Annotated in this window: 11 protein-coding genes; 1 reads left to right on the top strand and 10 read right to left on the bottom strand. The window is 55.6% G+C overall.

Translation table 11 applies throughout. The annotated features are described in order from the left end of the window. Positions 1-324 precede the first annotated feature (324 nt). The 7 genes from LAQ74_RS20070 to LAQ74_RS20040 form a co-directional block, all read right to left on the bottom strand. A complete protein-coding gene (locus tag LAQ74_RS20070; protein ID WP_224338362.1) occupies positions 325-2892 on the bottom strand; it encodes a DEAD/DEAH box helicase in 2568 nt (855 codons plus the stop codon). A 2-nt stretch (positions 2893-2894) separates the two neighbouring features. Next, positions 2895-4352, bottom strand: coding sequence for a ribonuclease H-like domain-containing protein (locus tag LAQ74_RS20065; RefSeq protein WP_224338361.1), 1458 nt, complete (start codon positions 4350-4352; stop codon positions 2895-2897). 252 nt (positions 4353-4604) lie between these two features. Beyond that, positions 4605-7064: a DEAD/DEAH box helicase gene (locus LAQ74_RS20060; RefSeq protein WP_224338359.1), complete on the bottom strand. Its 2460-nt coding sequence runs from the start codon at positions 7062-7064 to the stop codon at positions 4605-4607. A gap of 50 nt (positions 7065-7114) precedes the next feature. Next, positions 7115-8878, bottom strand: a complete 1764-nt coding sequence (locus LAQ74_RS20055) for a HesA/MoeB/ThiF family protein (protein WP_224338358.1) — start codon at positions 8876-8878, stop codon at positions 7115-7117. A 1-nt stretch (position 8879) separates the two neighbouring features. Beyond that, positions 8880-9371 carry a hypothetical protein gene (locus tag LAQ74_RS20050; protein ID WP_224338356.1) on the bottom strand — a complete coding sequence of 164 codons (492 nt, stop codon included), beginning with the start codon at positions 9369-9371 and terminating at the stop codon, positions 8880-8882. Beyond that, positions 9368-9640 (bottom strand): hypothetical protein, encoded by a 273-nt coding sequence (locus LAQ74_RS20045; protein ID WP_224338355.1) that lies wholly within the window; start codon positions 9638-9640, stop codon positions 9368-9370. Before LAQ74_RS20045 ends, LAQ74_RS20050 begins: the two co-directional genes overlap by 4 nt. 240 nt (positions 9641-9880) lie before the next feature. Continuing rightward, positions 9881-12016, bottom strand: a complete 2136-nt coding sequence (locus LAQ74_RS20040; RefSeq protein ID WP_224338353.1) for a phospholipase D-like domain-containing protein — start codon at positions 12014-12016, stop codon at positions 9881-9883. Between the two features lie 275 nt (positions 12017-12291). Between LAQ74_RS20040 and LAQ74_RS20035 the strand changes: the two genes are divergently transcribed. Beyond that, positions 12292-13419: a hypothetical protein gene (locus LAQ74_RS20035; RefSeq protein ID WP_224338351.1), complete on the top strand. Its 1128-nt coding sequence runs from the start codon at positions 12292-12294 to the stop codon at positions 13417-13419. On the opposite strand, the gene LAQ74_RS20030 is transcribed toward LAQ74_RS20035, so the two are convergent. Genes LAQ74_RS20030 through LAQ74_RS20020 form a run of 3 tightly spaced genes read right to left on the bottom strand, consistent with a single transcriptional unit; the run spans position 13416 to position 19811 of the window. Next, positions 13416-16850, bottom strand: coding sequence for an ATP-dependent helicase (locus tag LAQ74_RS20030; RefSeq protein WP_224338349.1), 3435 nt, complete (start codon positions 16848-16850; stop codon positions 13416-13418). The two genes, LAQ74_RS20035 and LAQ74_RS20030, sit on opposite strands and share 4 nt — an antisense overlap. Further along, complete coding sequence (locus LAQ74_RS20025) at positions 16847-17800, bottom strand: PD-(D/E)XK nuclease family protein (protein WP_224338461.1); 954 nt, start codon at positions 17798-17800, stop codon at positions 16847-16849. The genes LAQ74_RS20030 and LAQ74_RS20025 overlap by 4 nt, the downstream gene beginning before the upstream one ends. Then, positions 17748-19811 (bottom strand): PD-(D/E)XK nuclease family protein, encoded by a 2064-nt coding sequence (locus LAQ74_RS20020; protein ID WP_224338347.1) that lies wholly within the window; start codon positions 19809-19811, stop codon positions 17748-17750. Before LAQ74_RS20020 ends, LAQ74_RS20025 begins: the two co-directional genes overlap by 53 nt. Between the last annotated feature and the right edge of the window lie 4 nt (positions 19812-19815).

The following is a 19815-nucleotide window of genomic DNA, read 5'->3' as shown; positions in this document are numbered from 1 at the left end:
TGTTTTCGCCAGGGGTCAAGGCTACCTTCGAGACGAATGGAGAGATCGTGGATGCTCAACCGGATGTGCGAGGACCTCGACCTAGGCCTCACGTATCGAGACGGAATTGGCACAGACATGAGCTTCAACTACTGAAGTGACACGCTCATCAACTGCTCGAGGGGGTCACACAAGCGGGCCACGAGTACGTTATTGTCGAAGGTTATGCTGTCTCAAAGTTCAACGCTCGCTTCTCACAGACCTCTTTATCGTCGCCGATGGGAAGTGATTCGGCACACAGAGTGGGTGATTCAAGAAGCTACCGTAAACTGAAAAGGGTGTGACTCATGAAATCGAAGCAGGTGGTCGCTGTTCATCGACAGGATGTACTTCGCTATCCGTCTCCGGTAGATGTTCATCGAGGTCATCGACATCCTGATCGGCAAGCAGATGCTCAAGAACATCTGCAGCTGCTGGAGAGTACAGCGGGCGGTTGTCATTACCACAACGGTCGTCCATTGTACAGGCCGGGCAACCTTCATCACGACCGCACGAACAGTCGACGATGAGATCGTGAGCACGTCGGGCCACGTCTTCGAAGTGTTCGTAAATCGACCGCGAAAACCCGAGACCTCCCTCGATACCGTCGTAGATAAACCATCCACTCTTGTCGGGATTACCAGGAAGACGATTGGTCGCGAGACCCCCGATGTCACCGCCATCGACTTTCAGCTCAAGTGGCGATACGGCAATCATGGCGTGCTCGACGGCGTGGATGCCTCCAAGGTAGCCGTGAAGCCTCGGTGGGAGATTGATACACTCCGGATTATGGTACTCCGAGTGCTTGTTAAGCATCGCCCGTTCGATGTCGTTGGGAGTCTCGGCCCAACACAGCTGGGTTCGCATTTCTAACGGGGGCACACCAGTTTCATTACCCAGCTCGAGTACGTCCCCGCTTCCGATTTCTCGCTTGAGGTACGTGCTATAGTGGACAGATACCGTTCCATACCCCCAATTGAGCGTGAACGGCCCGACTTCGCGCGAGTCCTCGACGACCGTGTCGTAGATGTTGACCTGGCCCTGGGACTGGGTGTAGTAGCTCACGTTCGCTTTCTCAAGTGAGATGTACGGCTGAGGAATGTCTTCTCGAAGTTCGACGACTTGATACTGCTCGCCCTGGTGGAGAACAGTTGCGCCCTCGTGGTAGTCTCTGTAGGCCCGGTCACGACCGATTGGTTGATGATCAATCGACCCATCACCAGCTAGCCGGACGTCGAAAGTGTTTCCTCCAGAGGAGTACAGGCTGATCGCGTCCTGCGGGCGGTCGCGATGAGCGTACATCACGCCGCTGTCGAGAGATCCTTCGAGGTCGCCGTTCCGTCGACCGTATTCGACGGCACGCTCCAGTCGTTCCTCGCCTCCGAAATCCTCCGCGTCATCGCGCGTGAGAGGGAGTTCCTGCGCGGCACAGTTGAGTTGCTGGAGGTACACCGGATTGTTGTCAAGGTCGACGACGGCGCTCTCGTGGTCTTCTTCGAGCACGTACTCCGGGTGCTGGAGAATATACTGGTCGAGCGTGGAGTGACTCGGGACGAACACAGAGAGCGCATCTCGCGTCCCTCTGCCCGATCGACCGATTCGTTGCCAGAACGACTGCCGCGACCCCGGATAGCCCATGAGGACGGTCCCATCGACGCCCCCGATATTGATGCCGACCTCCAGGGCACTTGTCGTCGAGACGCCATCGAGCTGTCCTTCTTTGAGTTGGTACTCTGTCCCCCGACGCGACTGTTTACCGTGTCCGGCGTGGTAGGATGCGAAGTCCGGTCTCCCCTGATATCGGTTCTCTGGATCGCTGATGAACCGCTTCGCGCGATTGACGGACAGTTCGGTGAGCTTTCGCGAGTCACAGAACAAGAGCGACTGAACGTTCTTCTGGCACATATGCGCCCACACTTCCGGGGCTTCGACCGTCGCCGGACGCTTCGACAGCGCCGGAGAGTCAATGTCGTCGGTGAGACCGTCATCACCACTCATTGGAGGATCCCAGAAGACGAGGTGACGGATGCCTCGTGGTGATCCATCTTCGTCGACGACCGCCGCAGGCTCTCCCGTGAGTGCGAGAGCGTGTTCGGCAGGATTGCCGATCGTCGCCGTCGTGAGGACGTATTGCGGATCGCCGCCGTAGTAATCGATGATCCGTTGGGCGCGTCGGAGGATCCAAGCGACGTGCATCCCACCAAGGCCAGTCCACATGTGGGCTTCGTCGATAACGACTAGCGAGCAGTTGGAGTGGAAGTCTGCCCACAGGTGGTGACTCTCCAAATACTGATTCAGCCCGACGAAGTTCGTGATTACGACGTTGCACTCATCGCGGATGCGAGACTTTTCCTCGCTCTTCGTGTCACCATCGTAAACGCCGACACTGATATCCAGCCCAAGCGTGTTACGAAGGAACTCGTTGAGTTCTTGCTCCTGGTCGCGACTGAGCGCCTTTGTCGGATAAACGATAAGCGACCGCGTCTCTGGATTCTCAAGGTATTGACGAGCGATGTGAAGACCGTAGACCAGCGTCTTCCCCGAGGATGTACTAGTCGCCACACACACGTTGTCACCGCGGCCGAGCACCTGGAGAGCCTCTGCTTGGTGGCTCCACGGGTCGAATTCGAGGTTTCGAGCGATCTTGGGCGGAAGCACATCCCCTGCTGGAACAGTCTGTTCCTCACGAGCAGGAATCTCGAAGTTCTCATGAACTTGCCCGAAGTAGCGGTTATTTGGATAGGTACTCTCGAGTTCCTCGCCGGTGAGTTGGAGGATGTCAGTCTCGAAATCGATGTCACCGTTGTTGGTGTTGTCCTTCGAGCTGGTCGTGAGGTCTGTCTGGCTGTGGTCGGTATCGTGGTCGTCGTGCATTGTTAGAAGTCCATGAGTCCGGTTTGTGTGGTGTTTTCATCAGCAGGAGCGCTGGTACGCTTGTGGCCGGGTGTTGCCTCAGCGATGGATTCGTAGACTGCAGCCAGCTCACGGACGTCTGCCTCACAGTATGCCCGAGCAGTGTCCCAGTCTACGTCACGAGCGCGCTCTGGAGATACGAGAAGCCGCTGGATGGTCTTCGCCAGTGATTTCCCATCCACGGCGGCAGCAGCCGAGTCGCGCCCATGCCCGAGAGCCTCAGCGACGTCTTCGACCCGGTTCGTCCGACCGGGGAGGATGGCGTTGTCTTTTCGCACGGCCCAATCGAACAGGTCGTACTCGAACACGGAGTCCGACCAGTAGTCTGCGTACTCCGGTGCGTGTCCTCGGATGAATCGGCTGAGGTGTTTGAAGTCGAAGTTGTGGCCGTTCCACGCGATGAGGGACGTGCGATCGTACTCGCTGGCTAGCCACGAAACAAACTCTCGGGTGGCTTTCCCTGGGTTGTCTCGCGACGGTTCCGTATCGATGAAGTCAACGTACTCGTCTGTTTCAGGGTCGTAGACTCCGATGAGCCAGATGATACTCGGGTTGAGGCCGTCAGTCTCGATATCAATGAACAGCGGACTGTAGTCTGCTGCGGGGACGGCTTCGTCTGTGAGACGGATGACGCATCCTTCGGACAACGCGTGGGCGCTCTGGCGGATGCTCTGCGCTTTCGACTCACCGATACCTCGAACCTCACGAAGATCGCGTTCCGTCGCGGCTGCGACGTCGTCACGCGTCTCATACCCATTCCGAGAGAGCTTCGGGGCGGTTCCCTTGCCCACACCCGAGAGCGCTCGGAGGCCGAATTTATCCGCTGGGGTCGTGGACACAGCGATGCGGCCGCCCACATCAAGCGAAATGCAGGCGAGTTCGGGTGCCCCTTGCCGACGGGTTGGAGCAAGCCCGCGGACGGGAAGGCGAACGCTCTCGTCGTTGACGTCGGCCTTCCACACGAAATCGTAACTAGCCTCCATGGCTCCGGTGAGGAACGTCGCTTCTCGGTCAGTTCGGTGTTGGAAGCGAGCAAGGTGTTCGAGGCCATCGAGCGAGACCTCCAATGTGACTGAGTCGGCGTTCGTCTGGATCTCATCACAGATGACGTAGTCGACGTCGTCTGGGAGTCCTTGTCCACTAGCGGTAGAGGCCCCACCGATGAAGTCGAGCGAACTGACGATGGACACGGTGATCCCGGCAACAGTCTCGGTGTGAACAGCGCTACGCCGAGTGTGAATTACCGGACATGAAGCAGTCCGTTCGACAGTGCTCACCGTTCGCATGTCCAGCTTTTCTTCGACAATGTAGATGAGATCCGCATCGAAGTAATCCACGAGATCTTCGATGGCGGTCGTCGTAGCGTCGACTAGCGCGTCACACCGAAGAGCAAGCAGACGTACTCCAAGGTCGCCCGCCATGTCTCAGCGGGTGGTTGTTCCCTGTCCCAGTCGGCTATAGGTAGGGTGTCCCTCGTTTCGCGTGTTGGTCATACACTCACTATCGGAACCCTCTGGCTTATACTTTCTGACTAGCGACTCTGCGATGTCCCTATCTCAGAACTTAGACGAATTCAAAAGTATCTCTACTGGGATCCGTGGTAGCTATCAATCTCTATGCTCTCACCGGCCAGTAGGTCTATAGAGTACTGAAATGACGGACTATAGTCTTCCCTATGGCTGAACAGGAACCCCTAACAGTTGCTTCAGAAGACGGATTGCGAGCTGCTTGTTTAGCGTCCGATTCGCATTCCCACATTGCGGCGAGTGAACGCACGATGGACACCCGTCTTCACAGGGACAGCTAGAGAGCATTTCCAACGTGCGCTCAAGCATTGTCTCCAGCTTCTCGAACGCTTCTCGAGTAAGTCCGACTCCACCCGGATGACCATCGTGGACGAAAATCGTGCTCCATCCAGTGTGCGGATGATACTCGGTCGAGAGCCCACCAACATCGCGACGAGCACATAGAATCTCGAGTGGGAACAAAGAGATTAGTGCGTGCTCCAGAGCGTGGATACTCGCGAGAAATCCGTCCTCTTCCTCACTCGCAGCTTTGATGTCCTGCTCGATCTGCGGCGGAATTGTGAAATAGAGCCCACGGGTGCGAATTGTCCGTTCAGGAAGCGGATCGTCGAAAGCCCGCTCGACGCCGTCCTCATCTGATGGGTGGTCATAGAGCATGTATCCCGTCACTTCTTCGGCAACCGTGAGATCCGCAAATCCAATAGAGACGGTCTCCCGCGAGGCGAGACCGCCCGTCTTGAGCTCCTCTTCGATAGTAATTCGTTTCTCAGTGAGTGGACGGGTATACCCCATCGTATTCACGGACTTCAGGAGCACACGGTCAGCATCGAATTCTGCCTCTGTCACACGGTATGACTCCTTTTGATGATGATAGATTGCACCGGGGTGTGCATCACGAAGCGCATCGCCAAACGGCAGCGAGGTGAGTGTCCTATCACGCAGTCTATCATAGAGTTCGATTTGCCGATCATCGATAGAGCGGATGTCCATCGTGTGTTGCGGGCTGTCCTCTCCCATGTACTTCCACCGGGGACCGGTTCGAGAGCTAAATCGCTCTAATTGGTCCGCGTCATCAAGAGACGCTACAGTCGTCGAATATTCAGCGCCGAAGTAGGTGTCGTCACTGGTGCGCAGGAACAGCTCTTGAGCCGCACAGCAGACGTGGTCATCTAGTATTTGGGTGTTTGCGGGGTTTACTGCTGCTTGTTCAGGGTCACCGTCGAACAGGAGATCCGGATTCGCCATACAGTACTGGTCTAACGGATTCGGGCTTGCTACGAGGACAACGAGACTCGGATTTTCTCCACGTCCTGCCCGCCCCGCGCGCTGGAATGTGCTCATGCTCGTTCCTGGATGCCCATCAAGAAGGACGACGTCAAGACTGCCGACATCGATGCCGAGCTCGAGTGCGTTCGTACTCCAGACACCTCGAATGGATCCATCGCGAAGCCCTGCCTCGATGGTGGTCCGACGCTCGTCTTGGAGTGCTGAGTGGTATGCAGTAACCTGGTCTGCTAGCTCGTGTTCACCACGCTTTCGAAGTTTGCTATCGCACCAGTTTGCGTACTGCTCGGTTCCCTGTCTGGCCCGTGTGAAGACGAGCGTTTGATACCCTTGTTGAACAAGATCGCAGAACAACCGCACCGTTTCTGGGTGATGGGAACGGCGCTCTCCGCCTATAATCTCGTTGTGGTGGGGTACTTCAACCGCGCTTGATGGTGATGGACTCGCTTCAGAATTGCCTTCTGTATTTGAAGGCAGTCCGTCGGCTGTCGCCGATTCTGCCTCCGGTTCCTCGTCTTCTCTTAGCGGAGGATTCCAGAATACCCACTGGCGAGGGCCTGTCGCACTGGCATCGTCGTTGATTAGTGAGAACTGGCTAGGTTGCTGTCCGGTGACTGCTGCTGCGTGTTCGATTGGATTCCCGATAGTTGCAGAGCAGCAGATGTACTGGGGAGTAGAATCGTAGTACTCTGCCAAACGTGAGAGACGACGGAAAATAAGTGAGACGTGGCTTCCGAATATCCCTCGGAACTCGTGTACTTCGTCGACGACGACCGTCTCAAGCTGTTGGAAGAGCCACTTCCAGTGTTTTGGTGATTTAGAATATGGGAGCAAACTTTTATGGATCATATCGGGGGTGGTCAAGAGAACATCTGGTTGGCGGGCCCAGACTTCGCGTTTCTCGGAGTCCGTCAGTAGTCCTGTATATGTCGCAACGTCGACGCTCTGACTTCCCTCAAGATCTGCAGCAATCTTGGAGATGGTATCCCTTTGATCGTTAATCAGAGCGTTCATCGGTGCGATATAGAGCGTCTTACCGTGGTGATCAAGAGCGCGTTCGAGTGCTGGCACCGTATAGGCGAGACTCTTACCGCTAGCCGTCGGAGTAGCGAGCACGACATTGCCTCCGTCTCGGACGACTTCGATTGCGTCCGCTTGGTGTTGGAAGAGTTCGTTGATATCGTGACGAGAGAGTGCGCTCGCTAACCGGTGATCAAGATCGATTGGTGAGGTTTCGGCCGAGGCCCCTGGCGTTCGCTCTTGATGGGTGATTTGACCCTCGTAGTAGGGGCGGTCTCTAAGCCACTCGATTGTCTTCTCCACGGACGGTTCTCGATTCACGTGATCTTGTATTGTGGTTGTCTATTCTCGCTCTACTGAGACGATTCCTTCGAACTTCGGTTCACGAGACGAGCGACATACGCCGTAATGCGCTGAAACACGCTTCTCTCTGTTTGCTCTTCAGCATCCGGGGTGGTCTTTTGCTGTTGATCGTCCTCTCTGTATTCTTCGAGGACCTTGCGGAACGTCGGATCGGGCTCAGTCGGCAACTCGTAGTGATCTCCCCGTGCGAGTGCTTCTTTCCGGTCGCAGGCTTCCTTGCACGAGATCCGTTTTTCATTATTGCTATCTTCTTGCCAGTCAACCATACCAAAGAGAGCATCATACTCCTGACTGCCAACGAGAGCTTGTGAGGTGATGCCGACTGCAAGCGCTTGGAAACGAAGGGCCAAGAGTGATGCCACGAGCCCGTTGTTCGTGGCCACGGAGGGCGCCCGCTCATCACCTTCACCATCATCCGCCAGCTCTTCACCGTCATCCAGGCCTTGGACGTATCCCGCTCCACGGGCGGCATCTGGCTCTCTGTCGTGAATCACGCCTTCTTCCTCATCTCCGTGGAACCAGTGGCCAGTACACTCGAGACAGGGATGTCCTGGTCCAGTAGCGGAGACAAGCGATCCAGACCCGATGTCGAGTTCATCTTTTTCGTCATTCGGGATGAGCTCGGTACCCCCGTCGAGAACAGGAATGAGGTGGGCATGTGAGACCTCGTCGAGGAGGAATCGAACCCAGTGCGTGTCAGCGGCGTTGATAATGACATCGCAGTCGAGCAGTTGTGGAAGGCAAGCGTGCTCCTCGTCTTCCTCGACTACGCTTCCGTACTCTGCCTGTGCGGTGAACCGCGGGTTCGTCGCCGACCGCTCCGCGACTTTCTTTGCCACCTCGACTTTCGGCTTACCGACATCATCAGCTGTAGCGCCGTAAGACCGATTGAGGTTCGCACGTTCGAGGTAGTCAAAGTCGACGAAGATCGTTTCTTCTACACCGAGACGTGCTAATTGTTCGGCGAGGAGCGAACCGACGCCGCCGAGGCCTACGACTCCAACGCGGAAGCCAGCAAGCGTCTGTTGACCGCGTTCCCCCCAGAGCTCTACCGTAGAATCCTGAGCTTCTGAGTCGATCGCTCCGCCCGTACCAGCCGGCCCAGCAGCATCCCTGATCGTTGGGAGCTTTTTGATTCGTTCACCTACAACTCGGACCGCTGTTGCGTGCGTGAACTCACCTGTTTCCTCTCCGGTACGGCTTGCCCCTTCAGCCTTTGATGAGTTCGGGTAGACGAACTCATACGCCCGAACCGACCATTCGCGTTGGCCAGTCTCGGCGTTAGGACGATCAGTCACGATACCCGCTGCGAGCGGGACCTCCGAGCCGAGATTCAGACCGATGTCGTACAGTTCTTCTTTGTCAGCTATTTTGTCGGGGCCAGACGGAGTCGCACCGCTTCCCGGATGGGTGTGGATGAAGATCAGACCCGCTCCTGCCACTTCTGCAGCCTCGTTGATTGCTCGCAGCGTATAGTCTGGGTGGAACTTTAGCTGGCCGTCGAAGTAGACGTCTCCCGGGCCCGGTTCGACGACCTTCTGTAACAGGTACGTCGTCCTTCTGTCTCCCGTGCTCGGGGTGATGATTCCGATCGCTCCTCGCTCGGGTAAACCATGCAGATGGTGGCCTTCTGGCGGCTTCAGGAATCCATCAAGTGTCTCCCATGTCTCTTCACTGAGCGCAAACTGGAATTCTGCCGCCTGACTGGGTGGCGACTTCTCACCGACTGCACGGGCACGGTACGCTCCTGTCATGCTATCCCGTTTCGAAGCCTGCGTCGATCACTTCGATTGCACGCACAGCGTGCTCCGGCTTTTCTGGCTTAAAATTCAGGTGTGACCACCGCAGGCTGAAGGTAATTCCCTGATCGACTCCCAAGTCGTTCTGAAGATACTTGTCTTGGTCACGACGGGCCGGATTGTTGTCTTTCCATCCCTCCCGATCGGCACGTTCGACTGGCGGGACAGTCACAACCCAGTGAGGATCGCTGTTGACGAAATTCTCAGGGAGGAAAATGTACACCTCCGCTTGCTCTGGTGTGTAGGGGTGTTGATACACATTGAAGTCGAACTCACCAAGCCAGACTGCGATTTCCCCGTCGTGTCTTCCAACCGGGATTGCTGGTGTGTGTCTTTCTCTGAGGGCCGAAAGCGCCTTCTGAAACGAAGGTTTCAGATTCTCTTCTGCGAGCCTGGTTGGTGGGGAAGGCCCATCCATCTCGCCCGTCGACGTTTCGCCTTCACTCACGACCGACCGCTCCCCTTCGGGACAATTCGGAAGAACTTCCGATTCTCGTCACTGAGGTCGACGGTGTCGGAGTCCTCGAACTGAGTGTTCTTGGGCTTGTTCTTTCCTTCCAGAGCGTAGAGCCACTTCTGGTCGGTTTTATCCTCATCTGTTCCTGCTTCGATCATAATCGTCTCTGCGGTCTGAACGGGGTCGTCGAACCGAATCGTCGTATTCCCGATGTGGATCGGGTACGTCCGGTTCTCCTCCCCTTGGTCTTCATCTCCCATACCACTACATCTATTCTGGGATGACTTATATCTTGCCACTAGCAACATTCGAAACACGCTAAATCAGAAATTGCGCCCTTTCGTTGGGAGATGCTGTGAGATGGATCAATCGGATTTGACTCCCCAGTGTACGAAATCCGCAAGCTCGAGGGGCAAACGACAATCTTTGGAGTGTATTCAGCAGTGTTGAGTACCACGAGAAGCTCACATCGCGTCCGCCGATCTATACAAATTTCTTGGTCACCGCTTCAGAAGGCTACGAGCGCGTGACAAAAATCCTTCTCGTGGATCGTCGGTAGTCGTCTCACCAAGCCAGTCGAAGAACTCGTCCGGCGTCTTGATGATCAAATCGAGTCCCCGCTTTTCGATTCGAACCGTCATGGGAGGGTCGCGCTTGTACTCGTGGAGTTCGAAGTTCATCGACTCCGGGAAGGTCACCTGTAGCGTGTCACTGTCTTTGGCGATTTCGACGTCCTCTCGGTCGAGGAGGTTTCTCCAGCGCTCTCTGCCAGTATCATACGCTTGCTCAGCCGGTTCGGTGGGGAAGTAGTCTGGCAGCGGTCGGTCGGCGTACTCATAGAGGTCCTGCATGGCCGCTCTCACTTCTCGAAGTGCGTCAGAGTCAGTTCCCAGTTCGAGATCGCGGTTGAGATACTCGTAGCCGAACCACTGGAAAATCGGGTTCTCCGTGTCGATTAGACGGTTTACTTCAGCTTCTCCCTGATGTGAGGTCATAAAATTCACGTCGAATCGGAGGATCTTAGCACGGTTACGGAACCACTCTCCAGGCCGTTTATCGTTCGAGATGAAGGCGAACATCGGATAGGCCGTTTCGCCGGTCCATCCACTCCAGTAGTTTCGAAGCGTGTCCAGCGAATTCACCTTCTGCTTTGTGATGTCGTCGACGACGACGGGGAATGACGTGTGTGCTGAACGCAGATTCCGGACTTTTCGCTTCCCAATTTCGTCTGCGTCGACGGGTGCTTCGACACGGTTCCCACTGATCAGTGACAGGGCAAATCGACAGAATGTCCCTTTTCCTCCGTTTGACTCGCCAAAGACGTAGAGGTACGGGAGAGCCTTGTCAAGGTTAATCCCGTGCTCACGGTAGAACGCGGCCTGTCGATTGGCGAATGGGGCCCAGAAGAACCAGAGTAGTGCTTCGTACATGTGGGCTTTGACCGCTGTTGGGTTGTTGGAATTTCCATAGTTGTCCACCGTCGCAAAGTAGTCCTCAATCTCAGCGAGCGCCTGATCGACCTGCTCTGGGTTAGACGGGGGCTGTGTAACACGATAGACCGTGCCGTCATAGTGGAACTTGAGTTCGTCCTTGGACTCGTTCAGGTGCATTGTCGGGACATCAAACACCTGTTGCGCATACCGCTGAAATGCATCTGGGGTCGTCGTCAACGTATCATTCGACACTGTCGCATCGAAGTCGGTCATCTGCGACAATGTATCAACTGTCGACTCTTCGTACCCGCGTAGAGACAAGGTGATGCGGTCCTGCGGCGCATCTTCCAAATCTGGATCATTTTCGCCAGATTCGCCTTCTGTATCGAGCTCTGGTTCCTCTGATCCCTGCTCTGCGGCGGTATCTGTGCCTCCATCGAGTGCAAGATCCACCGTTTCAACTTCTGCATCAATATGGTCCGCCAGACGACCGTGAACCTCTCCAAGTTCGTCTTGTGTACCGACACGACCTTCGGTGTACAGTTTAATCACCTCTTCTCGGTCATCGTCCGAGAGTTCGAGTTGTTCGGAGAGATCCTCCAAGAAGGGTCCACCACTGTTGTACGAGTCCCGGTGATCACGATAAAGATCCTCAAACTCCTCGTAGAGCTCACTGTCCGTCTTCGTATCGTAGACGACGCCCATGTTCGTCTGATTTGACCATGCATTTCGAGAGAGATTCGGGGAGCCAACGATGACCTTCGCCGGTGTACCGTCATCGGTGTCCTCGGGGTCGGTTTCAACCGTAGCCTCTCCGCCAAGAGTCATCTGGTCCTCATCCTCTTCTTCTAAGACAGAGCTGTGGTACTCAATGAGATACAGCTTGGAGTGAACTTCTTTGTTCTCACAGAGGTAGATTACGAGCTTGCCTTCACTCCTAAGCTGTTCAAGCCGATCTGCGAGGTCGGGCTTGTCGATGAGGCGCTCGCGGTAGTCGGAGACGTCCCCGACGACCACCTCTAGGGACTCCAAGTCGTCGAGGTCCTCGAAGAGGTCCAGAATAAACTCGGGGGAGTCACAGTAGGTGACGACACGCATTCGTTTTGCGCCATCGAATACGTCAGAGAATGACCGCCAGCTCTTGAAAATCTCGACGTGGCTGTGATCACTGCTTCTGGTATCGAGAGGAACGTCGAACTTCATTGGGTTCGAAATTGGACCTTCATCATTTAGATATAATCCGGCCGAGGTTCGTTAGGGCCACTTTCCGTACGACAATCTGTAGGTTCGATCCATCCAGCTGTAATCTTGGCTCGTTTGTCGAATGGATGCCGACTCGTGTGTTCATATGCCATCCTCTTTGAGGCCACCAATACTCTGTCAGGAAATAAGTCTTCCGACTAGAACCATCTCAAACACAGTATTATGAGAATATCGTCATCAAAAAGTAGTTATATCTCTAGTCTGGTGGGACTATTATGGCAGCAGACACCTTGACCGCGAGTGATCTCGTCGCGGCGGAACGAGATGGCGAGTATGGTCTTACAGTCCCGTTGCGGATCGACAAGGTCGAACGAACCTCAGACCACGACTGGTGGGCGCAGCTTGTACACTGTTCAGATGTGCTGGGGACGCACGTGAAGCTCACAGTTTTCGACGATAACGACTGCGATCTCGTCGACTACTCCTTTGAAGAAGGCACCTGGTATGAATTCGACGACGTCAACCCTGACGTGTACCAGGGAACCATCGGTATCAAAGCAAAGTGGGATCGGCAGGTCCGCCAGCTCTCTGGCCGCCCAGAGATGCCGTCCTCAGAGACGACGGATATCGTTCGTCGACTCGGTGCATCCGATGCCATTGCAGCACTCGACATCGAGACGATTACGACTGTTTCCGAGCGAGAACTCGAACCACCGAACCCAGACCATCAGGAACTACTCTGTACCGGCGTTGGATACCGAGGTAGTCCGAGCGAGGAGATTGAGGCTGAGGTCCTCTTCCGTGAAGACGAGACGGCTTCTGCGGAACTCGACGCTATTGAGGCGGTTGTGAACTGGCTCGATGCGAGGGATGTCGATGTTCTCATCACCTTCGGGGGCGCGTGGTTCGACCTCCCAGTCTTGGTGGGTCGTGCGGAACGGGCCGCTGCGGAAATCGGTGAGCCTGGACGAGCAGAGAATGTACGTACAGCACTCGAGTCATACTACCATGCCGACCTCTCGTCGGCAAAGAATCGGGTGCTAGGGGAAGGTTCACTCGAGGATATGGCTGAACATGTTGGATCACCCGCACCGAAGACGTTCTGGACGGATTACGAAACTGGACTTGAACCGCAGACGTGGCGCGAGAGCCAGTGGGAGATCATGCGAGAGGAAGACCGCGACCCACCATCCGACGATCTTGCGGATCCCACCGTATTCAACAGCGACGTTCCGTACTTCGGCGAGGCGTGGCTAACGGCTAGCGCAGCAGGAGAGGTCAATCGAGCCTCGAACCTGTATGCGTGTCTCGAAACCTATACGCTCGCAGACATCCATCCCTTGTTCGCGATAGCTGACGATGAGCGGTCGACCGGTCAACCGTCATTCCCGATGACCTACTAGCGGCCTCCGTCTTCTTGACGCCACTCGTCCCCGCAGGGAAGGGAACTGTGCTGGCACCACCGACAGTGCTCCCCAGTCTCGTACCCGCTGAACGATGTCTCTGTGATTCGATCCATCGTCGTCGACACCGCTGCTCGTACTGAATCTAGTTCACCCTCATCGAACGAACGGGCCTCGACTTTTGGACCGATATCGCCGACATAGGCGTATCCCGCGCGGGTAATCGGTTCCTCGTAGAGGTCACGACAGGCGAGCAGGTACAGTGGCAGCTGCTTGTTCTCGTCAATGTTTCGGTGACGCTCGGTGGCTTTGTAGTCGATGACGACCAACTCACCGTCCGGGGTCCGATAGACGGCGTCGATAAACCCGACGAGTTCGTGGCCATCCACTTCTAGCTGGAACTCTCGTTCAGCATCGACGATTTCCCAGCCGCTTAGATCGAGGTCGAAATACCGGTCGATGCATTCCTTCGCGACCGGTAATTCATCCGTGGCACGCCGTTGTCCGGCCAGCCGCTCACAAATAGCGTACCATTCTGCTCGCTCTGCTGCCTGTTCCTTCGCAGCGATTTCTGCGGTATCGTGAAACAGAAGCCCGACTATCCGCTGTGAGATACCGTCTCCGCCATAGCCGTTCTCACGGTAGTCGGAGAACCCGTTGACGACGTAGTCCAGGAAGTGCTGTCGGGGGCACTCCTCGTAGGCCTCAAGTGAGGTATAACTGTGCTGGAGTGCCGGGTTTGGGGTCATTGGCCCAGTCAGGGCATCAATTGAAAATCGTCGGTTCTCAGGTTCTCTCTCTATTGAGCCTTCTATGAGCTTGTTTCCGAATGTGATCACGCGGTCTCGTCCGTCTGATGCTGAGAGGTTCTCAGAGCCGTACGTCACTTGTCCAGAGACGTCCCCAACTACTGTGCTCGCGAGAGAGGCTGTCCAATCAGCATGGTTCGATGGAAGACACTCCTGTAAATCGCGCCAGATCGGGAGGTGACCGTTACTTGGCCGCCAGGGAACGGATTCTGGAAGGATGCTCTCGACAGCATCGTGTACGGGCCTTTCGTCGTCTGTGTCGTTTTCCTCTCTGCTTCCGTGGAGTACGAGTATCTCTTCGGCACGAGTGATCCCCACGTGAAGTATTCTGCGGGCCTCGTTGGCATCTTGAGCGACGAGATCTTTGTCGAACACTGATTCTGGACCTTCAGACAGTGCTGACTCGAATGTATCGTAGGTTCGTGACCCTGGTTCCCACTCGTCAGCGGTCAACCGGGGCATCAGAACCACGGGAAAGTCGAGTCCCTTACTCTTGTGAATGGTCATGACGTTGACCGCGTCGTCGGCCAGTTCTGGCTGACTTGTCGGTGCCGACCCGCTCTCCTCGAGGAGCGAGTCATAATGCTGCAGCGAATCGATGAATTGCGGCGTGAGTGGGGGCTGTACAGCGTCGTTTCCATACTGGTCGATAATCTCGTCCAGCTGCGCCAGGTCACGACGCTCTTGCTCACTGAGGTACCAGTCGATGTTGGTTAGGCGTTTGAGTTCCCGGTAAAGGTGGCTGAGGGAGGCTGTTTCACGTAGTTTGAGAAGGCGAGAAATGTGTTCTCGTACTTCCTGAATACGGTCGGGCTCATCGAATACTTCGAGGGGTTGGTTGCATATCCCAGCATATGTACCGTCATCGTGGCTATTGACACGACGCAGATCAGCATCGGTGAGACGGTAACGCATCGTCAGTATCCGGTTCCAGCTTACGTCGTCTTCTTCGGGACGAGCCAGCGCCTTTAGATAAGCAACGACGGTGCCGACCCCGATTGATTCCGTGGAGAGGTCTCCCGCAACCTGATAGGGTATTCCTGCCTCGTCGAACCCTTCGAGAATTGGGGTTGCGTGGTCATTATTCCGAACGAGGAGTGCTATCTCCCCTGGATCGTATGCCCGGCCTAGTGCTTCTGCATCGCCACTCAGAAGATTTCGGGTGACAGTCACCAACTGTTCAGCTCGGTCGTCTTCGTCGTCGGCTTCCTCAACGACCGCGACCGTGTCTCCGTCGAAATCGGGTTCGTCGACACGCGTGAGCGTTTTGGTACTCCGCCGATCCGCTAACCGCTCTAGTGCTTCATTCGCGAGGTCGAGAATAGGCTGACGTGACCGGAAGTTCTGTTCTAGCGGTTCGTCTTCCAGATCGGGCCCGAAGACGTCGTCGAGTTCGTCAGTGATGTTCGCGACGTTCGCGCCGCGCCATTCGTAGATTGCTTGGTCGTCATCGCCCACGACAAATAGGCGATCCTCTGAGACAAGGGACGTAATGAGGTCGAACTGGAGACGATCAGTGTCCTGGAACTCGTCACAGAAAACGTAGTCCCATCGGTCGCCCAGACCCTCTCCGACGTCAGTCTCGAGCAGCTCTACTGTCTTGACCACGAGACCATCGAAGTCGAGCAGATTTCGACGGTCGAGCTCTCGCTCGTATGCCTCATACCCTGTGTTCAAATCCAGGGCAGTTTTGCACTCGTCGAGAGCGTTTCGGAGGTAGTCTGTCAGTTCGAGCTTCAGGTCGTTTGGTATCCCGCTCGGAGCACTACTGTACCCTCCAAGGAGATATTTCGGCAGCTTGTGTGCATCCTCGGGAAGCGACCGCTCACCAGCCTCATGCTCCTCAAACGCTATTTCGAGTGCGTCACAGAGGTCAACGAGTCGGTCGAGAAAGTCTTTGATGCTTGCCTCTAATCCTTCATCGCGGAGGGTATCCCGTTCTGCGACGAGGTCGGCTCGTGTATCCGGGATGCCGTCGAGAACGGTCGAAACTGAACGACCTCCAAGATGGTCACTTGCAATCTCCTCAACACGGTCTGGCACAGCATCGAGCTCATAGACTTGTTCCGGTGACCCGAGATACTCCTCGATCTCTGCGGGCGAAATCCCACTTCGCTTCATCGACCCGATAAAGGAGAGGAGTTTCGATGCGACGCCGCTCACGTATGAATCTGGGCCGTAGACGTTGGGTTTGACGGCACGGTAGTCGATTTCGTCGAGGACATCGAGCACGATGACGTACTTTTCAGCATCCGTTGCGATCTCGAAGTCTGGATCTAATCCCGCATCATAGGCATAGTCCGTCAGTATCTCGTTGCAGATAGAGTGGTACGTATACGCGTCGACGTCATACCCTGCGGGTCCGAGTTTTGCGTTGAGTTTCTCACGCATCGAATCAGCGGCGTTGTTGGTGAAGGTCAACGCGAGAATCCGATCCGGAGAAACTCCGTGTTCGTCAATGAGGTTCTCGATTTTCCGGACCATCGTGAACGTCTTTCCGGTCCCCGCACCTGCGAGGACCCGCATGGGATACCGCTCCGACTCGATGATCGTCCGCTGCTGTGGCTTCGGATCCTTATCGTCTTCGATGGTTGGGAGCCAATCAGGCATGTCGTCGCTCATCGCTTCACCCCCTCTGCGAGAGATTCTGTGCACATCTCTCGGTACTTGCAGTCGGGACAGGCCTCATCGTGAATGAGTGGGAACGGATCTGGGTTGTGAGAGCCGCTCGTGATCCCTTCGTGTGCACGTTGTAGGAGATTCCATATCGTGTCATGATACTCTTCGTAGATGTCCGTGGTATCGCGTGGATAGCCTCGTACAGAGATTTCATATCCGTCTGGTGTACTTTCGAACGACGTGTGATTCAGGAGACCGTAGAAACTGAATCGAATCTTCATCCCGTCCTCGTAGAGATCAGATTGTTTGACGCCCTCGATGTATGTGGCCGCCTGGAATACGTTCTTGACTCTCTTCGGGTCGTGATCCGTTCCGTCTAGGTGGTCCTCAAGGACGCTAGCAGTATTGGACGTAATTACGTCCCTGAGCTTCCGCTTGTAATCGATGACGTGGATCCCTTCGTCCGTCCGAAGAATATTATCGGCTCTCCCGCGCAATCCGAGGCCGTTCTCGACGCAATCGAGCCACTTCTCCGTCGCAACGGATTGACGAGCGTGATCGATGCCGTGGCCACCATCAGGGTCAAAGAAGGTCTTGATTGCCTCTAGATTTTCGAGGCGCTGGTATTCCTGGTGAGCGTTTGATGCGTACTCGTCCGGAGAGATATGTTCTCTCCATTGCTCAGGGAATGCCTCTACTGCCCGATCGTAGATGATCTGGGCGTCATCTTCTGGGCTAGTTGCTTCGCAGACTACCTCGATCGTTCCGTGATAGGCCCGCCCCTGGTTCAGGTACAACCGTGTCTTCTCTGGGGCGTTGACCTTCTGTACGTACTCATAATCGAACTTCCGCTGGCAGTCCGCGTAGGTCGCGAGGCGCGACGGTGAGAGGAAGGTAACGTCAGTCACGTCGAACCCCTCCAGCGGCGAACTCGATACGTGCTTGCAGCGCATCCCGAAGCTGCTCGCCACGGCTCCCGCTTTCACTGAGGAGGTGCTGAATCTCCGAAAGCTCAGCTTCGACCTCGTCGAGAGAGACCGTCACATCCTGGCTGTGAGAGCGACGGACGTCTGCAAGGGCGTTGTCGACCCGAGAGAGCAGATATTCTTCCGCTCTTCGCTCGCTCCTGATTTCTGATTCTGTCGCTTCTTTCACCCACGGCAACTGCCGGTACGCGTCCGTGAGAAACCGCGACGGCTGAGCACGCTCTTCCAGTGCGGTGTCTTTGTGATTGTACAGACAGAAGTACAGCCGGTCGCCAGCAGCAGTTGCTCCGATGGCGAGCCGCCGCCGTGCATGCTCTGCATGGTATCGTCGGAACGAGCGGCTTGACGCAGTCGAGGAGGTTGGGAAGGTGTCAGTGACATCTTCTGCCCCGACCTGTGTTACGCCCGGATAGTCCGGCATCTCAGAGAGGCGTTCCTGGGGAAACAACCGAGTCAGGGAAGGAAATCCAGGATACTCTTCGTCGACGATGTCCAGCAAGAAGACTACTCGGAAGGACCCGTTTTTAATCGCCTGTAAGTGATCGACTCGGACACCTCCGTCAAGTTCGGTCGAACTTGTTTGGTTCTGTTGAGGGGCATACTCGTGGGCCCGTTCAAGCATCGTCGCGAATGACTTCCAGGTCGTTTCAATGAACGACGTGTCTTCTACGAACTCTGCCATCGCGAACGCCCGCTGAACGTTCCCAAATTGAGCACGAACGTTCAGTGGAGACGTCTCCTCAGCAATTCGAACCTTCATATTTGACTCGGTCGCCCACCGTCGGAGCGGACTCGAGAGGCCCTCCATCTGCTCGATAGAGGCCAGAATCGATTCGTCTAAGACCGAGGCTTCCAGCAGCTCTGTTCGAGCACCGTCATCATCGGCCGCCAGATAACGAACGACTTGCAGTAGCTCTCGAATAGCGGGGTCATCGCCGAACCCCGTGACAGTCGAGGACTCTGTCGGAATCCCTGTCTGCTGGAAGGCACGAAGCGTCTCGATTACTGCAGAACCGCTCTGCTTCAGTGCGACGGCGAAATCCTCGTAATCCCAGTTCTCTCGATCTCGAAGCCGCTCGATTTCATCGGCGACTTTCCTAATCTGTTCGTCGGCGGTTTCTGTCGGGATGACGTTCACCTCTCCCGCCTCAGGATCTTCGTGAACGATTTCATTCGCTAGATATGCGCCTGTCGCCGCCGGTCGAGATGGGGGCGCTGTCCTAGCGGTAGACTCTGTCCTCGAAAATGAGACGTAGTCAGTAATTGGTCCCGGCTCGATCCATGTACGCCGAACACTTGCGTTCTCTTCTGCTACACATACCAGTTCCAGCCCATCCGCTACGGTAGCGAGATAACGACGGTCGAGCGGTAGGAACTCCTCGAACTCGACGGCGAGGATCGCCTCCACATCGACTACGTCATCTCGTTTCTCGGTCTCCGACAGCGCAGCATTCGCCTCAGTGATTAGTTGGCCGCGTTCGAGGTGGTCGTGTTCGTCGAGCCAGTCGTGGAATTCCTCAACGAGCTCTGCGACTTCGATTAGCTCGGACGTCTTCTCGAAGGAGATATCCTGCCATGTGGCAGTTTCCATGAGCTGGGCAATATCGCTCAGAAAGGAGGGTTGCTTGGCTGCACGCTGGAAATGCTCGCTGTCCCACTCTTGATCTTCGAGGAACCGATGGACGAGCTCGCGACGCATTGCGTCTGAGAGAATCGCCCGGTCATCGGTCTGGTTCACAATATCGGTCGCTTGCACGACCAAGGACGTTACTCGTGGGACAGCTGATCCAGGTACTGTGTCTTTGAGTTCCTCCCGAAACGTCTTCATGCTCGTCGGAGAGCCAGTGATGACAAGGATATCTTCTGGATTATATGACTTGAGCAACACCTGATATTGCTGAATTACTGTTGACCTGAGCTCTCCGGTGCCAAATGGAACAGTAAGGAGTGTCCCATCGAAGTGCTGGACCTCAGACACAGTT

The sequence above is a fragment of the Haloprofundus halobius genome, assembly GCF_020097835.1.
Taxonomy (GTDB): Archaea; Halobacteriota; Halobacteria; order Halobacteriales; family Haloferacaceae; genus Haloprofundus; species Haloprofundus halobius.
This window is presented reverse-complemented; position numbering and strand designations above follow the sequence as displayed.